Here is a 14,525-nt window from a genome sequence, read left to right as displayed (position 1 = left end):
GACGATTGAAACCCATGATCAGCCGCAGTTCACCCGATTGACCACCAGGTTGGCATCGGTGCTGAGATTCAGGCGATCAGAGCGGTACTCCAGCGTCACCATATCGTTGGGCTTGAGGATCCGGGCGTTCTGCGCGCCGGCACGGGCGCGAGCTTGCTCCAACAGTTGCGGAGAGGCCTGCTTGCCAATGGCGAACTCGGCGGCCTTGGCTTCGCAACGACCACTACCGGTCTCGGTTGCCACAGGGTCAGGGGTCGACTCAGAAGGGCCGCTGCTGCAACCGCTCAAGAACGCGGTGACCAGCAAAGTACTCAATGACGCGAGCTTCCAAGGCATGAAGCCTCCTTTTTTCGATAAATAAAATAAACAGAGAGCGTGCGACAGCCCAAACGGCGCCAGGTTTCAACACCATGGCTATCGGCCTGCCTTCGTCCGGAAAAATGGCAGTTTGCCTGAGCATGACAGCCGCGGTCAGACATGAATCGTGACTGAATATGAACAACAGTCAGTAAACGTCAATGTAATCAAAAGGCGGATTCGGCCAGTTTTCTTTAAGCGCATTGTAGATCTGCATGACCCAGACCTCGTCACTGGCAGCGACCCGTCCGACGTACCCCGAACCTTTGGCCCACGTCTCGAGACGAAACAGCAAGCCGTCGATGTCGACGCCGCCCACCACGCCCGATGATAAATAGGCGATCCCCTCCCTGGTCACCCGCAACTGGGTGTGCTCGTCATCACTGGCAGAAGCCAGCAACTGACGAACCGCTTCGAGGGTGAGCCCATCAGGCGCGTTCAAATCGATCTGCACGGCAGGGCTCCTTCAGAATTCAAAGAAACAAGTGTCGCACAGCCCTCCCCCTGATGCCTAAGTCGCAGTGCCAAACCCGAGGCAAAAATGGTTAACTCAACCTACAGACCTCCAACTCGCGAGCCCTACCATGAGCACCGTCAGCATCGAAGCCACCATCAATGCCAAATGGTCGGAGGGTCACAGCTCCTATAGCCCGGGCAGCCCGGAGGAACTGGCAATCATCGGTATAGAACTGTTGGTGAAAGAGCTGGGGACGGAGGTCGCCCGCAACTTCATCCAGCAGGCATTCGAACGATATCCAAGCATCGTTGACGCTGTGGATTGAAGCGCCCGCAGACCAGCCTGCGAGCGCGGCAAGGCGATTACTTGAGACGCGCCAGACGCTCGGTCAGCAGGTCAAAGAAGCCCTGGGCATCGCCGTTTTCCACCCAGAAAGCATTTTTTGGAGCTTTCAGGCCGTCGTACCAATCAACGATAGTCTGGCCGAAAGTCGGGCCCTCGCGACTGTCCACGACGACATTGACCGAACGCCCGGTAAACAATTGCGGCTTGAGCAGGTAAGCGATCACTGTCGCATCATGCACCGGCCCGCCCGTCATGCCGTAGTGCTCCATATCGCCCTTGACGTATTCGTTGAGAATATCGCCCACCAGTTTGCTGGCGTTGTTGTTCAGGGCGGCGATCTGCTTCAGGCGCGCCTCGCTGGTGAGGATCTTATGGGTCACGTCCAAGGGCAGATACGTCAGTTTCAGGCCGCTTTTGGCGACGACCTCGGCCGCTTGGGGATCGGCGAACAGATTGAATTCCGCCACCGGCGTGATATTGCCACCGTTGAAGTGCGCACCGCCCATGATCACCACTTCCTTGATGCCCTGGGCAATCTCAGGCTCCTGGATCAGCGCCAGGGCCAGGTTGGTCTGCGGACCGAGCATGGCAATGGTGATGCTGTGGGGCTTGGCAGCCTTGAGCGTGTCAATCAGGTAGTTGACGGCATTGCCCTCGGCCAGCCCCTTTTTCGGCTCGTGCACGGTGACACCCGACAGGCCTTCCTTGCCATGGATGTTTTCGGCATAGATGGGCGTGCGCATCAGCGGTTTCGGCGCCCCGGCGTACACCGGCACCTCTTCGCGCCCGGCCCATTCCCGCGCCAGGCGAGCATTGCGGGAGGTCTTGTCCAGGCGCACATTTCCAGCAACGGTGGTGAGCGCGCGGATATGCAGCTCTTCAGGGGATGCCAGGGCAAACAGCAAGGCAACCACGTCATCGGCCCCTGGATCGGTGTCGATGATCAGGTCGATTTTTTCCGCCGCCTGGGCGCTTGTAGCGGTGATCAATGACAAAAGCAGCAGACTCCGGAACAGTTGATGCATTTTCTGAGCATAGCGGTGCATGGCGCACTCCTTGTGCAAGGTTGACAGGGTTAGAAGGTGACTCCAGCGATTAACACAATGTTGCAGTACGGCGAGCACTCTCCGGTGCGAATAATCGCCCGGGCGTCACGGCTAAGCATCTTGAACTGTTCATGGCTGACCAGCTCCCGCGCCCCGAGCGCCCCTTCGGCATGCAGCGCTTCCAGCGTCGTCAGGGCCGCCGGTTGTTTATCGAAAATTTCCTCAGCCAGCACATGGCTTTCCACCTGCATTTCGCTGAGCACCACCTTCAAGGTGCTGACAAAATCGGGAATGCCATGGGTCAGGGCCAGGTCGATCAACTCGACCTGGGGCGGTACCGGCAGGCCAGCATCACCGATGACCACTTTGTCGCCATGGCCGAGGGAGGCGATCAGTCGCGACAGTGCCACGTTCAACAACGGCGTCTTTTTCATGATTTGAAAGCCTGTACTTCAAGCAAGGTGGGAATGGAGGGCTGCGCCCCCGCACGGGTAACCGACAAGGCGGCGGCGACCTGACCGAAACGAATCGCGTCGACCTCATTTTGACCACTGGCCAGGGCGGCCGCGAAACCGCCGACAAAGGTGTCCCCCGCCGCCGTGGTGTCCACCGCCTTGACCCGCGGGGCCGGAAAGTGCTCGAAGCTCGAGCCGTTGGCGAATATCAGTCCCTGGGCGCCCAAGGTCACGATCACCTTGCCGGCACCCGCCGCGATCAAGTGCGTCGCGGCGGCTTCGGCAGTCTCCAGGGAATCAACCGTCAGCCCGCTCAGGGTCGCCGCCTCGCTTTCATTGGGGATCAGATAGTCGACGCAGGCGTACCAATCGGCCGGCAACACCCGGGAGGCCGGCGCCGGGTTCAGGATCACGATCTTGCCCAGCTCACGGCCTCGCTTGAGGGCATGGCCAACGGTGGCGTCCGGCACTTCGAGCTGACAGATGATGACATCGGCGCTTTGCAGCACCTCATCGACACTGTCCAACACGTCAGGAGTGAGCGCACCGTTGGCACCGGCGACGATAACGATCGCATTCTGGCTGTTGTCATCGACAACGATCAACGCCACACCGCTGGAGTCGTCCACGATGCCGACCGCCTGGCAATCGATGCCCTCGGCCAGCAACGCACCGCGCAATTGCTGGCCATAGGCATCATTGCCCACGCAGCCGACCATGGACACCTGCGCACCCAGGCGTGCGGCGGCCACTGCCTGGTTGGCGCCCTTGCCCCCCGGGATGGTGGAGAACGACTTGCCGATCAGCGTTTCACCGCCCCGGGGCAGACGTGACGCCCGGGTCACCAAGTCCATGTTCAGGCTGCCTACTACCACTACTTTTGCTGGCATACGTCACTACTCTTCAATTCGGTTCAGCGGTATTGGGCGAATGCACCGGAGAGCGGCGCAGTCGACTCTCGCAAGACGATACTGGGCGTCACGATGCGCTGGTCGGTGGCAAGCCCCGGCGTAGCAATACGCCGCAGCAGCACTTGGGCCGCCATCTCGCCCAGTTGCAGGATCGATTGTCCCACCGTGGTCAACGCCGGGTAGACATAACGGCTCATTTGAATGTCATCAAAACCAATGACCGACAGTTCGCTGGGCACGCGCACATTGCGCTCGGCGGCGGCCCGTAGCACACCGATGCCAATCATGTCGTTGGCGGCAAAAATGGCGCTGGGCGGCTGATGCTCAAGCAGTTGCGCGGCTGCGCGGTAACCGCCGGTACTGGTGAAATCACTTTCAAGCATGCGCTCGACGGGCAATTCGATCCCCGCCTCTTTCAGCGCGCGGCAATAACCGGCCAAGCGCATTTGCGCCACGCTGGTGTCGGCCGGGCCACCGATAAAGGCGATATCACGGTGCCCCAGCTCCAGTAGGTGCCGGGTCGCCAGGTACGCGCCGTACTCATGGTCGATGCGCACCAGGTCCGCATCAACGCCGTCGAGCCCGCGGTCGACGATGACCATGGGCGTGCGCACATTGGCCAACCCCTCGGCCAGGCCGACGTCGCCACCGGCGGACGCAACGATCAGGCCGTCGATGCGTTTTTCCAGCAGCACTCGCAGATAACTGCGCTGCTTGTCCGGGTTGTCGTCGGAGTTGCACAGGATCACGCAATAGCCGTTGCGCTCACAATGATCCTCGATCCCCCGGGCCAACTCGGCAAAATAGGGGTTGAGGCTGTTGGGCACCAACAGGCCGATGGTCGCCGTGGTCTTGGCCTTGAGCGAACGAGCCACGGCGCTGGGCACGTAGTCCAGGCGCTTGATCGCAGCCTCGACCTTGAGCCGCACTTCTTCGCTCACCGGGCGCGTCTTGTTCACCACATGGGACACGGTCGTGTAGGAAATCCCCGCGAGCGCCGCCACATCCTTGATCGTCGCCATGGTTCAGGCCCGCCGACTGGCGCGCTGGCTGCGATAGGTATCGAGTACGACCGCCACCACGATCACCGCGCCGGTAATGATGCGCTTGGTCGGCTCGGTGGCGCCGATCTGCGCCAGGCCGGCCGCCAGCACGGAGATGATCAGCACGCCAAAGAAGGTGCTAATGACCGAACCGCGCCCGCCCATCAGGCTGGTGCCGCCGATCACCACGGCCGCGATGACCTGCAGTTCGAGCCCCGAGCCGGCGTTCGGATCCGCCGCCTCCAGGCGGGATATCTGGAACAGCGCCGCCACACCGGCCAGCAACCCCATCAGACTGAAGACCAGGATCTTGTAGGGCTTTGGGTTGATACCGGCCAGACGCACAGCTTCTTCATTGGTGCCGATGCCGATCAGGTAGCGGCCAAACACCGTACGGGTCAACACCGCCTGGGCAATGAAGATCACCAGCAGGGCAATGATGAACGAAGGCGAAATGCCGAAGGCGATCGGATTGGACAACCAGGCGAAGGAATCGCCGATGTAGGCCGTCCGCGAGCCCGTCATCTGGTACGCCAGGCCCCGGGCCATTTCCAGCACGCCGAGGGAAACGATGAACGAGGGAATCCGCCACGCCACGGTAATCGAACCGGTGACGGTACCGGCCAGCGCCGCCACGGCCATGCCGAGCAAGGCCGACGGCCAGACGCTCCAGCCCCAGCCGAGAATGGCAACGCTTACGGTCGATGCCGCAAGCGCCAGCACCGAGCCCACCGACAGATCGATGCCGCCAATGATCAGGATGAACGTCATGCCGACCGCCAGCACCATGAGATCCGGGATCTGGTTGGCCAAGGTGCTGAAGGTGTCATAGGACAGGAAATGGCTGCTCAGGACCGAGAACAGCGCAACCATCGCCAGCAGCGCGCCGGCCAAACCCAGGTAGGTGCCCAGGCCATAGAAGTTGCCATTCGATTTAGCGACGGCAGATGCGGTTTTCATGAAAGATCCCTAGGCGCTGCTTCGTTGAGCAACGCATCACGTTTCTGGTAGCCGGCGAATGCGGCGGCAAGCAAGTCATCCTGGGTCCAGGTGTCGCGCTCGAAGGTGTCGATCAGGCGTCCGGCGGACAGCACGCCGATCCGGTCACAGATCAACATCAATTCCCGCAGGTCACTGGACACCACGACCAGCGCCCTGCCCTGGCGAGTCAACTCACCGAGCAGCGCATAAATGTCGAATTTGGCGCCGACGTCGATGCCACGGGTCGGCTCGTCGAACAGCAGTACCGAGCAATCGCGCTCGAGCCAGCGGCCGATCACGACTTTCTGCTGATTGCCGCCCGACAGCTCGGACACCAATTGTGTCGGGCTGGAACTGCGGATGCGCATGGCGTCGATCTGCCGCTTCGCCAACGCATGCTCTTGGCCGCCGTCGACAAAACCGGCGCTGGAAATCTCCGGCATATTGCCCAGGGCAATGTTGGCCGCGATGGATTGGGTCAGCAGCAGGCCTTCGCCCTTGCGGTCCTCGGTAATCAACGCGATGCCGTGGGCCACCGCATCGGCCGGGGAGCGAATGCTCACGACCTTGGCCGGCGAGCCCAGCGCCACGGTGCCACTGTCGGCCGCATCGGCGCCAAAGATCAGCCGCAACAGTTCGGTGCGCCCTGCCCCGATCAGGCCAGAGATGCCAAAGATCTCACCGCTGCGCACTTCGAAGGACACATCGCGGACCTTGTCAGAGCGGCTCAGTCCTTTAACGGTCAGGGCCGGCGCGCCGATCTGGCGCGGGCCAAGGTCGATGTGCTCGCCCAGCTCCCGGCCGACCATCAGCGTCACCAGTTGCTCGCTGTTGTAGTTGGCCATCGGCTCGACGCAGACCAGGTTGCCGTCGCGCAGTACCGCAATGCGTTGGGCTACCCGTGCCAATTCTTCGAGGCGATGGGAAATGTAGATGATCGACACGCCCCGAGCCTGCAGGCGGGTGATCTGTTCGAAGAGCATCTCGACTTCGCGGGCCGTCAGCATGGCCGTCGGCTCGTCGAGAATCAGCACATGACAATCGCCGATCAGGTTGCGGGCGATCTCGACCATCTGCTGATGACCGATGCCCAGTTCACCCACCAGGGTGTCAGGATCAATCGCATCGAGCCCCACCTGGGCCATGGCCTCTATCGCCGCCTTGCGCAATTGCTTGCGGCTGATCCAGCCACCGTGGCTGGGCAGGTTGTCGAGAAACAGGTTCTCGGCCACGGAAAGGGTCGGCAACAGGTTGAGCTCTTGCATCACCATGCGCACGCCCAGCTCTTCAGCTTGGGTACGGCTGCCGGGACGGTAATCCTGTCCTTGAAATTGCATCTGTCCGGTCGTCGGCGTCACCAACCCACCGATGATCTTGGACAGCGTGCTTTTGCCGGCACCATTTTCGCCGGTCAGCGCCAGCACTTCACCGCGCATCAACGTCAGGTCGATGCCGGTCAGTACCGGCTGGGCATAGGTCTTGCCGATGCCGCTGACAGACAGGACAGCGTTCGGGTCGAAAACGGACATAAAAAACTCTCCATGCGCTCGCCCGGATGGGCGAGCACCGTTGTGTCGCCAGGATAACTACTTGGTCACCAGCTCGACCGGAGTTTCGATAACGCCGTTGGCACCGTTGTCGACTTTTTCTTTCTTGAGGATTTTCAGCGCAGTCTCGATGCCGAATACCGCTTGTTTGGCGGCAAACTGGTCAGCCGTCGCCAGGACACGACCGTCCTTGAGCATGGGCTTGATCGCATTGATGTTGTCGTAGCCGACCACCTGCACCTTGCCCGCCTTGCCCGCCGCCCGCACGGCCGAGACCGCGCCAACTGCCATGCTGTCGTTACCGGCCAGCAGGGCCTTGATGTTCGGGTATTCGCTGAGCATCGACGCGGCAACCTGGTTGCCCTTGTTGATTTCCCAGTCGCCCGATTGCAGGGAGACGACCTTGATCTGCGCCGCTTCCATTGCATCCTTGAAGCCGGCAGTCCGCGCCTGGGCGTTGGTGGTGGTGGAGACACCTTCGATGATGCCGACTTCGTCACCGGCCTTGAGCTGCTTGGCCAGGTACTCACCCACCAGTCGCGCGCCCTTGCGGTTATCCGGGCCTACGAACGGCACGGTGATGTTCTTGCTCTTGACCACGGCCGGGTCGAGTTGGTTATCGATGTTGATCACGGTGATGCCGGCGTCGACGGCTTTCTTGATCACCGGCACCATGGCCTTGGAATCGGCGGGCGCGATGATGAGGGCGTCGACCTTGGACACGATCATCTGCTCGACGATGCGAATCTGGTTGGCGGTGTCGGTTTCATCCTTGATCCCGTTGGAGATCAGGTCGAAATCGGCGGAGTGTTCCTTTTGATAAGCCTTGGCGCCGTCCTCCATGGTCAGGAAGAATTCGTTGGCCAGGGATTTCATGACCAGGGCGACCTTGGGTTTTTCTGCGGTCTGGGCGAATGCCGAGGAAATAGGCAGCGCAGCGGATGCGGCCGCGAGCATGGCAACAGCGAGAAGGCGTCCAGCGAATGGCAACTTCATGGGTTCACTCCGATCTTATGATTATTGTGAGCAAATCAATGCACGGAACGCCGCGCAAACGTTTGCGTGAAGTGAACTATGGTAAGGCTTCGCGGATTTGTCAACGGTGCGGTTTCACCCGCAACGTTCGAAGGGTCAGGCCGTGGTGTTGACCACCGAGCCGGAACTTGAGCCCTTCGCCAGTTCTGTGACCAGGTGGCCAGTGACCTCCAGTAACGCGCCACTGGTGTCGGCAATCTGGCCCTGAACCGCCATGACCGCTGCGGTCTTGGACTCCGGTGTCGGATAGGCGCGTGTCTGCGCAACGGCCAATTGCTGCTGCTGTTCCCGAAGCTGTTGCTGAAGCTCTTGCATGCGCTTGAGCAACACCTGGATGGCAACGCTCTGGGTGCTGCCGCCGCTCTCCTGCGCTTCGTCCTTCGCTACAGGCGCCATGCCGGTGCGGACTTTGCCGGACGCTTGCGTTTCGCCCAAGGCTTCATCGGCTGCCTCGGTGCCCGCCTCACTCAAAGCCTTGAGAGTGGCTGCAGATTTACCGCCGATGGTCACGGCTGCCGCATTGGCGAAGCCGACAGAAAACGACATATCAAAACTCCATGAATGGGATTCCTACAAAGGACATCGTCCGCCGGGGCAGTTTCTTTAGCCGCCGCGCAATCATCCATGCCCCCCACGAATCTTTCGGAGATCCGAACACTAAACACCACAACATTCGGAAACCCGTGCGGTGTTTGTTCAGGGTGACGCCGCATCCGAATACATATCGTTATAAATCAACACATTAAAAAGCATCATCCGCCATCCCAGCTCTGGTACAGATCCTGCTCTCACAGGTATGCACCCGGCAATCAGGTCTGCCCGGTGCATCTAGATGAACTCCATCATGACTAGAGAGAAAAATAATGACATCTGCGTTCAAGACTCTTATTCCGGGCGCTTTGGCCCTGCTGCTGCTCACTCCCTTCCCCCTCCAGGCAAAAGAAGCCCAGGCTGAACAGAAACTCTCCAACGTCGTCATCCTCGCCACCGGCGGCACCATTGCCGGAGCCGGTGCGAGCTCGGCCAACAGCGCCACGTATCAGGCGGCCAAGGTCGGTATCGAACAGTTGATTGCCGGCGTACCGGAGCTCAGCCGACTGGCCAATGTGCGCGGCGAACAGGTCATGCAAATCGCGTCGGAGAGCATCACCAACGACAACCTGCTGCAACTGGGTCGCCGGGTCGCCGAACTGGCCGACAGCAAGGACGTGGATGGCATCGTCATCACCCACGGTACTGACACCCTTGAGGAAACCGCGTACTTCCTGAACCTGGTGGAAAAAACCGAGAAACCGATCATCGTTGTCGGCTCGATGCGTCCCGGTACCGCAATGTCAGCGGATGGCATGCTCAACCTGTACAACGCGGTGGCGGTCGCCAGCAGCCGGGAAGCACGCGGCAAAGGTGTCCTGGTGACCATGAACGATGAAATCCAATCGGGTCGCGATGTCAGCAAGATGATCAACCTCAAGACCGAAGCCTTCAAAAGCCCTTGGGGCGCGCTGGGCATGGTGATCGAAGGCAAGTCCTACTGGTTTCGCCTACCGGCCAAACGACACACCATGGACTCGGAGTTCGATATCAAGACCATCAAGAGCCTGCCAGACGTAGAAATCGCCTATTCCTACGGCAATGTCAGCGACACAGCCTACAAGGCACTGGCGCAGTCCGGCGCCAAGGCGATCATTCATGCCGGGACCGGTAACGGCTCGGTGTCGTCGCGCGTCGTGCCGTCCCTGCAAGCCTTGCGCAAGGACGGTGTGCAGATCATTCGCTCTTCCCACGCCAATGCCGGTGGCTTCGTACTGCGCAACGCCGAACAGCCTGACGACAAATACGACTGGGTCGTAGCCCATGACCTGAATCCCCAAAAGGCCCGTATCCTGGCCATGGTTGCCCTGACCAAGACCCAGGACAGCAAAGAGTTGCAGCGGATGTTCTGGGAATATTGATCGCCTCGCCCGACCGACTCCGGTCGGGCGCCTCTTCGTCCCCCGCTTACTTGAGCGGGTGGCTCCCTGTTTTCATCGCTCAATAAAAAAATCATTTCTCCTACATCAAAATAGAAAAAGCGCTGTCAGACGATTTTCTTGAATTTTAAGCAGTTGCGTAAATCCCTACGGTTAAATACTGTATACACGTACAGCTTAATAAGGATAATCCTGTGGCCACGCCCTCCGCTGCAACTGCCCCTTTAGATTCCTATACACGACTGGGCCTTCGGGTCTCTAAAATCATCAATGCACCCACCGCCCAAAAGGCCAAGGCCGCCCTGATCTTCCGCCTTCCCGACGAACCGGTGGATGAGTGGGAGCGCCTCCTGGAAGAAATCGACGAAAACGACAATGTGACCCTCGCCTATCGCGACGATGGTGGCGTGCAGGTTTTCTGGGTTGTGCCGAAGGAAGATTGAGCCAGATGATCGTACGTTGTGTTGCTTTATTGCTCGTCTTCGTCGCACTGGGAGCACAGGCCGGCGCTCCCCGCACCTTCAACGAAGCCAAGAAAGTCGCCTGGAAACTCTATGCCCCGCAATCCACCGAGTTCTACTGTGGCTGCAAATACACCGGCAATCGCGTGGACCTGGCCGCCTGCGGCTATGTACCCCGCAAGAATGCCAAGCGCGCCGCCCGCATCGAGTGGGAGCATATTGTCCCGGCGTGGCAGATCGGTCATCAGCGCCAATGTTGGCAACAAGGGGGGCGCAAAAACTGCACCCGCCATGATCCGATCTATCAACGGGCCGAGGCCGACCTGCACAATCTGGTGCCCAGCATCGGCGAAGTGAATGGCGATCGCAGCAATTTCAGCTTTGGCTGGCTGCCGGTGCAAACGGGCCAGTACGGCTCTTGCCTGACCCAGGTGGATTTCAAGGCCAAGAAGGTCATGCCCCGCCCTTCGATCCGGGGAATGATCGCCCGGACGTATTTCTACATGAGCAAGCAGTACGGGCTGCGCCTCTCGAAACAGGATCGGCGCTTGTATGAAGCCTGGGACAAGACCTACCCGGTTCAGGTCTGGGAGCGTCAGCGCAACCAGAGCGTGGCGTGCGTCATGGGGCGTGGAAATGAGTTTGTAGGCCCGGTCGATATGAAGACCTGCGGGTGATTGAATGGGAATACAAATGGTCCCGGACATACGACCCATAAACCCCCGCCCAAATACAATATGAGCCCCCCAAAAAAACGGTGCCCGCCCTCTAGAAGAAGCACCGTTTTTTTTAAGTAAACAGCACTACGGTCGCGTGTATATCCGTTTTTTTGGTAACGGCGGCTGGCGGTTCCGCCCTTACGGCGGGTCACTTTCGAAAAGCGCGAAAGTAACCAAAGCGCTTTGCCCGGTATGACTCACCCACATGGGTTACAAATCAGTTCACGCACATAGGTAACAGTTTTTAACTGGCAGGGTCGATTTCGCGAGGATCTGACCATGCCCTGGAAAGAGCTGAAACCTATGGACCTTAAAGTGATGTTCATCGCTGAGTATCTGTCTGAAAAGCACAGCTTTAGCCGGCTGTGCCAGGACTATCAGATCAGCCGAAAGACTGGCTACAAATGGGTTGAACGCTATGAGCGGGAGGGCCCCAGCGGGCTTGACGAACGTAGCCGCCGACGGATCAACCAAACCTATGTGGTGCCGCTGGCCGTGAGGCAGGCGATCATTGAGCTTCGTTCTGTTGGCGAAACGGTTCCGGGACCTAAAAAGATTCAGAACGACTTGATGACGCGTTTCCCCGGCCAGGATCCTCCGTCGAAAACGACCATTTACAACATACTTAAGGCAGCTGACCTGATCACGCCTCGACCGTCGCGTCAGCGTGTCGCTGTCTATCCCAAGCCTTTGCGTAAGGCAGAAACGCCTAATCAGATCTTCAGTGCAGATTACAAGGGCCAGTTCCTTACCGGGGCGGGCGTTTGGTGCTATCCGCTGACGATCATGGATCATGCCAGTCGCTTCCTGCTGGCCTGCGAGAGTATGGCCAATACCAATCTCAAGGAGACCCAGCAAACCTTCGAGCGCGTTTTTCGTGAGTATGGGATGCCTGAGCGCATCCGCACCGATAACGGCGTGCCGTTTGCCAGTACAGGGCGTGCGGGGCTGTCGCAGTTGTCGATCTGGTGGCTGCGGCTTGGGATTATTCCTGAGCGAATTGAGCCCGGTCGGCCAGACCAAAATGGACGACATGAGCGCATGCATCGGACTTTGAAAAGTACCTTTCCCCAACCGCCGGCAATTGCTTGGGAGGCTCAGCAAAAACACTTTGATCGATTTATGCAGCACTACAATTATGAGCGAGGACACGAGGCGCTCGGCCAGAAAACCCCGGCGACCTGCTATATGCCCTCAACTCGATCTTATCCGGAGAAGCTACCGGAAATGGGATATGCGAGCCATATTGAGTGTTACCTGGCAGATGGTAGCGGCATCATTAATCGAGCTGGCCTGCGGATATACGTGGGGAATCTGCTCAGGCATCAGAACATTGGAATGGAGATGATCAAAGACGGGGTATGGAATGTGATCTTCGGTCCGGTGATCCTAGGTCACGTCAATGCCAGGGACGCGAAGAACGGTTATGTTTCAATAAAAGTGTCACCTATGTGAATGCTCTTTTTTGTAACCCATGTGGTTGTCCCGTACAGCCCCACCACTCGGCACCTCGCCTAGGCTCGGTGTGCCCTCACTCCGGCATTGCTCCGTGGGCCCGCTGCGAAGGGCCATCCATGGCCCAGCGCAGCTATCCCGGCATCCATGCCGGGATGCCCACTCCACAATGCCTGCGTTCGGCCAGCGTGGTTAATGGGGCGCCGAGATCAACGTCCAGAGCAAGAGCAAGAGCAACGGCAAGAGCAACGGCAAGAGCAACGGCAAGAGCAGGGCACATCCAGCATCTATGTAGCTGAACCGCTATCGCGAGCAAGCACACTCCCACAGGATGAACACGCCCCCATGAAGCCAGGTCGGCTATAAGGCCGCCTCGCTTCGGCTTTTGATCTGGGGCGCCCCGTTAACCACGATGGCCGAACGCAGACATTGCTCCGTGGGCATCCCGGCATGGATGCCGGGATAGCCGCGCTGGGCCATGGAGGGCCCTTCGCGGCGGCCCACGGAGCAATGCCGGAGAGAGGGCATGCCGAGCCTAGGCGAGGCACCAAGTGGTGGGGCAAAAGCGCTTTTGGTTACTTTTGGCGCTCTTCCAAAAGTGACCCGCTGTAAGAGCGGAACCGTAAGCCGCCGTTACCGCAGCAACGGATATACACACAAACCATAAACCACCCTTCACAAAGACGAGCTCCAAAAAACCGCCCGCGCCCCACAGGAAGAAGCCGCGTTTTTCTTAACGGGACAGCATCGCCCGGACATACGAGACCTTCCGTCCATCTGCCCGATTAGCATCCAGCCGCGTTACGGGGCCGTCGGATAATCCACCACCAACGCCTCGATATTGCGCTTTTTCGCCCGAACCAGGGCAGCCGCGACTTGCTCCTGCTTGGCCTCGGCCTCGGCCTTGGAGCTGAAAGGGCCAACCAAGACCCGATCCTTACCATTTTCCCGCACCACGCTCGACATGAAACTGTGCTCGATCAGCCAGCCGGTCAGGTCGCTGACGGCCTGCGGCGTTTCGCCTCGAACCTCAACCCCCCACTGCGGCGCAGCAACGGCTGCAGGTGCGGAAGTCGCGGTCGGTTTCGGTGCCTTGACATCACGTCCTTCACCACACCCTGCCAATACCAATACCGCAATAACCCAAGCCAATTTGCGCACAACGTTTCCCCTGGAAGACATGAGGTGCGGATTTTAACACTCACACCCACCCAGAACGCCGCAAACAGTGCTCAAAACACGAGAATCCTGCCCGGCGTCTCTGTATAGTCGCACCCTGGGAATTAATGCTGCGTCTGCGCGTCAGAAAGAGGCACCCACATTGTGACACTTAGCACTAATCTATAAGCAGTACCGACATCTGCACTGTCTGAATCAGGTGCCCTATAAAGCAATCAAGGAGAACACCATGCTGATACTCACCCGCAAAGTCGGTGAAAGCATAAACATTGGTGACGACATCACGATCACCATTCTGGGCGTGAGTGGCCAACAAGTCCGGATCGGCATCAATGCCCCGAAAAACGTTGCGGTGCATCGCGAAGAGATTTATCAGCGTATTCAGGCAGGCCTTACCGCCCCTGATAAACCGCAAACTCCCTGAGCCTTGCAGCAGTCCGTAGCCAGCCCGTTTGCATCGCCGCAATGGCTGGCTAAAGATTCAGGCCGACCGAGCCGTACCCTGCTCCACCCCGCCTTTGATTTTCGTCCAGCCCGTGAAACCGATACTAATGGCATGGCTAG

At 59.2% G+C, this 14,525-nt stretch carries 17 protein-coding genes; 6 read left to right on the top strand and 11 right to left on the bottom strand.

What is annotated here, in order from left to right:
- Positions 1 to 18: 18 nt before the first annotated feature.
- Both QNH97_RS10400 and QNH97_RS10395 read right to left on the bottom strand, forming a co-directional pair.
- A complete protein-coding gene (locus QNH97_RS10400; RefSeq protein ID WP_283556725.1) occupies positions 19 to 336 on the bottom strand; it encodes an I78 family peptidase inhibitor in 318 nt (105 codons plus the stop codon).
- A gap of 169 nt (positions 337 to 505) precedes the next feature.
- Entirely contained in the window at positions 506 to 811 is a 306-nt protein-coding gene (locus tag QNH97_RS10395; protein ID WP_283556724.1) for a hypothetical protein, read from the bottom strand.
- A 130-nt stretch (positions 812 to 941) separates the two neighbouring features.
- Here QNH97_RS10395 and QNH97_RS10390 point away from each other — a divergent pair, with 130 nt between their 5' ends.
- Positions 942 to 1,139 (top strand): hypothetical protein, encoded by a 198-nt coding sequence (locus QNH97_RS10390; protein WP_283556723.1) that lies wholly within the window; start codon positions 942 to 944, stop codon positions 1,137 to 1,139.
- 37 nt (positions 1,140 to 1,176) lie between these two features.
- Here QNH97_RS10390 and QNH97_RS10385 read toward each other — a convergent pair whose 3' ends face one another.
- The 8 genes from QNH97_RS10385 to QNH97_RS10350 form a co-directional block, all read right to left on the bottom strand.
- Positions 1,177 to 2,205: a nucleoside hydrolase gene (locus tag QNH97_RS10385; protein WP_283556722.1), complete on the bottom strand. Its 1,029-nt coding sequence runs from the start codon at positions 2,203 to 2,205 to the stop codon at positions 1,177 to 1,179.
- Between the two features lie 29 nt (positions 2,206 to 2,234).
- The gene (gene rbsD, locus QNH97_RS10380) at positions 2,235 to 2,639 is read right to left on the bottom strand and encodes a D-ribose pyranase (protein WP_283556721.1); all 405 of its coding nucleotides are present in this window, start codon (positions 2,637 to 2,639) and stop codon (positions 2,235 to 2,237) included.
- Entirely contained in the window at positions 2,636 to 3,550 is a 915-nt protein-coding gene (rbsK, locus tag QNH97_RS10375) for a ribokinase (RefSeq protein ID WP_283556720.1), read from the bottom strand. Before rbsK ends, rbsD begins: the two co-directional genes overlap by 4 nt.
- A gap of 23 nt (positions 3,551 to 3,573) precedes the next feature.
- Positions 3,574 to 4,593, bottom strand: a complete 1,020-nt coding sequence (locus QNH97_RS10370) for a LacI family DNA-binding transcriptional regulator (protein WP_283556719.1) — start codon at positions 4,591 to 4,593, stop codon at positions 3,574 to 3,576.
- 3 nt (positions 4,594 to 4,596) lie between these two features.
- Complete coding sequence (locus tag QNH97_RS10365; RefSeq protein WP_025212914.1) at positions 4,597 to 5,574, bottom strand: ABC transporter permease; 978 nt, start codon at positions 5,572 to 5,574, stop codon at positions 4,597 to 4,599.
- Positions 5,571 to 7,124 carry a sugar ABC transporter ATP-binding protein gene (locus QNH97_RS10360; protein WP_283556718.1) on the bottom strand — a complete coding sequence of 518 codons (1,554 nt, stop codon included), beginning with the start codon at positions 7,122 to 7,124 and terminating at the stop codon, positions 5,571 to 5,573. Before QNH97_RS10360 ends, QNH97_RS10365 begins: the two co-directional genes overlap by 4 nt.
- Before the next feature lie 57 nt (positions 7,125 to 7,181).
- Positions 7,182 to 8,138: a sugar ABC transporter substrate-binding protein gene (locus QNH97_RS10355; RefSeq protein WP_283556717.1), complete on the bottom strand. Its 957-nt coding sequence runs from the start codon at positions 8,136 to 8,138 to the stop codon at positions 7,182 to 7,184.
- A gap of 135 nt (positions 8,139 to 8,273) precedes the next feature.
- Positions 8,274 to 8,723, bottom strand: a complete 450-nt coding sequence (locus QNH97_RS10350) for a hypothetical protein (RefSeq protein WP_283556716.1) — start codon at positions 8,721 to 8,723, stop codon at positions 8,274 to 8,276.
- Between the two features lie 317 nt (positions 8,724 to 9,040).
- On the opposite strand from QNH97_RS10350, the gene QNH97_RS10345 reads away from it, so the two are divergent.
- The 4 genes from QNH97_RS10345 to QNH97_RS10330 all read left to right on the top strand — a co-directional run bounded on the left by QNH97_RS10345 (position 9,041) and on the right by QNH97_RS10330 (position 12,782).
- A complete protein-coding gene (locus tag QNH97_RS10345; RefSeq protein ID WP_283556715.1) occupies positions 9,041 to 10,129 on the top strand; it encodes an asparaginase in 1,089 nt (362 codons plus the stop codon).
- 212 nt (positions 10,130 to 10,341) lie between these two features.
- Positions 10,342 to 10,590, top strand: a complete 249-nt coding sequence (locus tag QNH97_RS10340) for a DUF1654 domain-containing protein (RefSeq protein ID WP_283556714.1) — start codon at positions 10,342 to 10,344, stop codon at positions 10,588 to 10,590.
- Positions 10,591 to 10,595: 5 nt separating this feature from the next.
- The gene (locus QNH97_RS10335; protein WP_283556713.1) at positions 10,596 to 11,285 is read left to right on the top strand and encodes an endonuclease; all 690 of its coding nucleotides are present in this window, start codon (positions 10,596 to 10,598) and stop codon (positions 11,283 to 11,285) included.
- A 321-nt stretch (positions 11,286 to 11,606) separates the two neighbouring features.
- A complete protein-coding gene (locus QNH97_RS10330) occupies positions 11,607 to 12,782 on the top strand; it encodes an integrase core domain-containing protein (protein ID WP_283553383.1) in 1,176 nt (391 codons plus the stop codon).
- Positions 12,783 to 13,583: 801 nt separating this feature from the next.
- On the opposite strand, the gene QNH97_RS10325 is transcribed toward QNH97_RS10330, so the two are convergent.
- Positions 13,584 to 13,943: an SPOR domain-containing protein gene (locus QNH97_RS10325; RefSeq protein ID WP_283556712.1), complete on the bottom strand. Its 360-nt coding sequence runs from the start codon at positions 13,941 to 13,943 to the stop codon at positions 13,584 to 13,586.
- Between the two features lie 247 nt (positions 13,944 to 14,190).
- Here QNH97_RS10325 and csrA point away from each other — a divergent pair, with 247 nt between their 5' ends.
- Positions 14,191 to 14,385: a carbon storage regulator CsrA gene (gene csrA / locus QNH97_RS10320; protein ID WP_003179932.1), complete on the top strand. Its 195-nt coding sequence runs from the start codon at positions 14,191 to 14,193 to the stop codon at positions 14,383 to 14,385.
- Positions 14,386 to 14,525: the final 140 nt, after the last annotated feature.

This window comes from Pseudomonas sp. G2-4 (assembly GCF_030064125.1).
Lineage (GTDB): Bacteria > Pseudomonadota > Gammaproteobacteria > Pseudomonadales > Pseudomonadaceae > Aquipseudomonas.
Note: the sequence above shows the minus strand (reverse complement) of the source record. Positions and strands in the feature narration are given on the sequence as shown.

Bases quoted from the DNA above. Each gene is read 5' to 3' on its own strand.
- QNH97_RS10400 (WP_283556725.1), bottom strand. From the start codon at position 336: ATGCCTTGGAAGCTCGCGTCATTGAGTACTTTGCTGGTCACCGCGTTC.
- QNH97_RS10390 (WP_283556723.1), top strand. From the start codon at position 942: ATGAGCACCGTCAGCATCGAAGCCACCATCAATGCCAAATGGTCGGAG.
- QNH97_RS10385 (WP_283556722.1), bottom strand. From the start codon at position 2,205: ATGCACCGCTATGCTCAGAAAATGCATCAACTGTTCCGGAGTCTGCTG.
- rbsD (WP_283556721.1), bottom strand. From the start codon at position 2,639: ATGAAAAAGACGCCGTTGTTGAACGTGGCACTGTCGCGACTGATCGCC.
- rbsK (WP_283556720.1), bottom strand. From the start codon at position 3,550: ATGCCAGCAAAAGTAGTGGTAGTAGGCAGCCTGAACATGGACTTGGTG.
- QNH97_RS10370 (WP_283556719.1), bottom strand. From the start codon at position 4,593: ATGGCGACGATCAAGGATGTGGCGGCGCTCGCGGGGATTTCCTACACG.
- QNH97_RS10365 (WP_025212914.1), bottom strand. From the start codon at position 5,574: ATGAAAACCGCATCTGCCGTCGCTAAATCGAATGGCAACTTCTATGGC.
- QNH97_RS10360 (WP_283556718.1), bottom strand. From the start codon at position 7,124: ATGTCCGTTTTCGACCCGAACGCTGTCCTGTCTGTCAGCGGCATCGGC.
- QNH97_RS10355 (WP_283556717.1), bottom strand. From the start codon at position 8,138: ATGAAGTTGCCATTCGCTGGACGCCTTCTCGCTGTTGCCATGCTCGCG.
- QNH97_RS10350 (WP_283556716.1), bottom strand. From the start codon at position 8,723: ATGTCGTTTTCTGTCGGCTTCGCCAATGCGGCAGCCGTGACCATCGGC.
- QNH97_RS10345 (WP_283556715.1), top strand. From the start codon at position 9,041: ATGACATCTGCGTTCAAGACTCTTATTCCGGGCGCTTTGGCCCTGCTG.
- QNH97_RS10335 (WP_283556713.1), top strand. From the start codon at position 10,596: ATGATCGTACGTTGTGTTGCTTTATTGCTCGTCTTCGTCGCACTGGGA.
- QNH97_RS10330 (WP_283553383.1), top strand. From the start codon at position 11,607: ATGCCCTGGAAAGAGCTGAAACCTATGGACCTTAAAGTGATGTTCATC.
- csrA (WP_003179932.1), top strand. From the start codon at position 14,191: ATGCTGATACTCACCCGCAAAGTCGGTGAAAGCATAAACATTGGTGAC.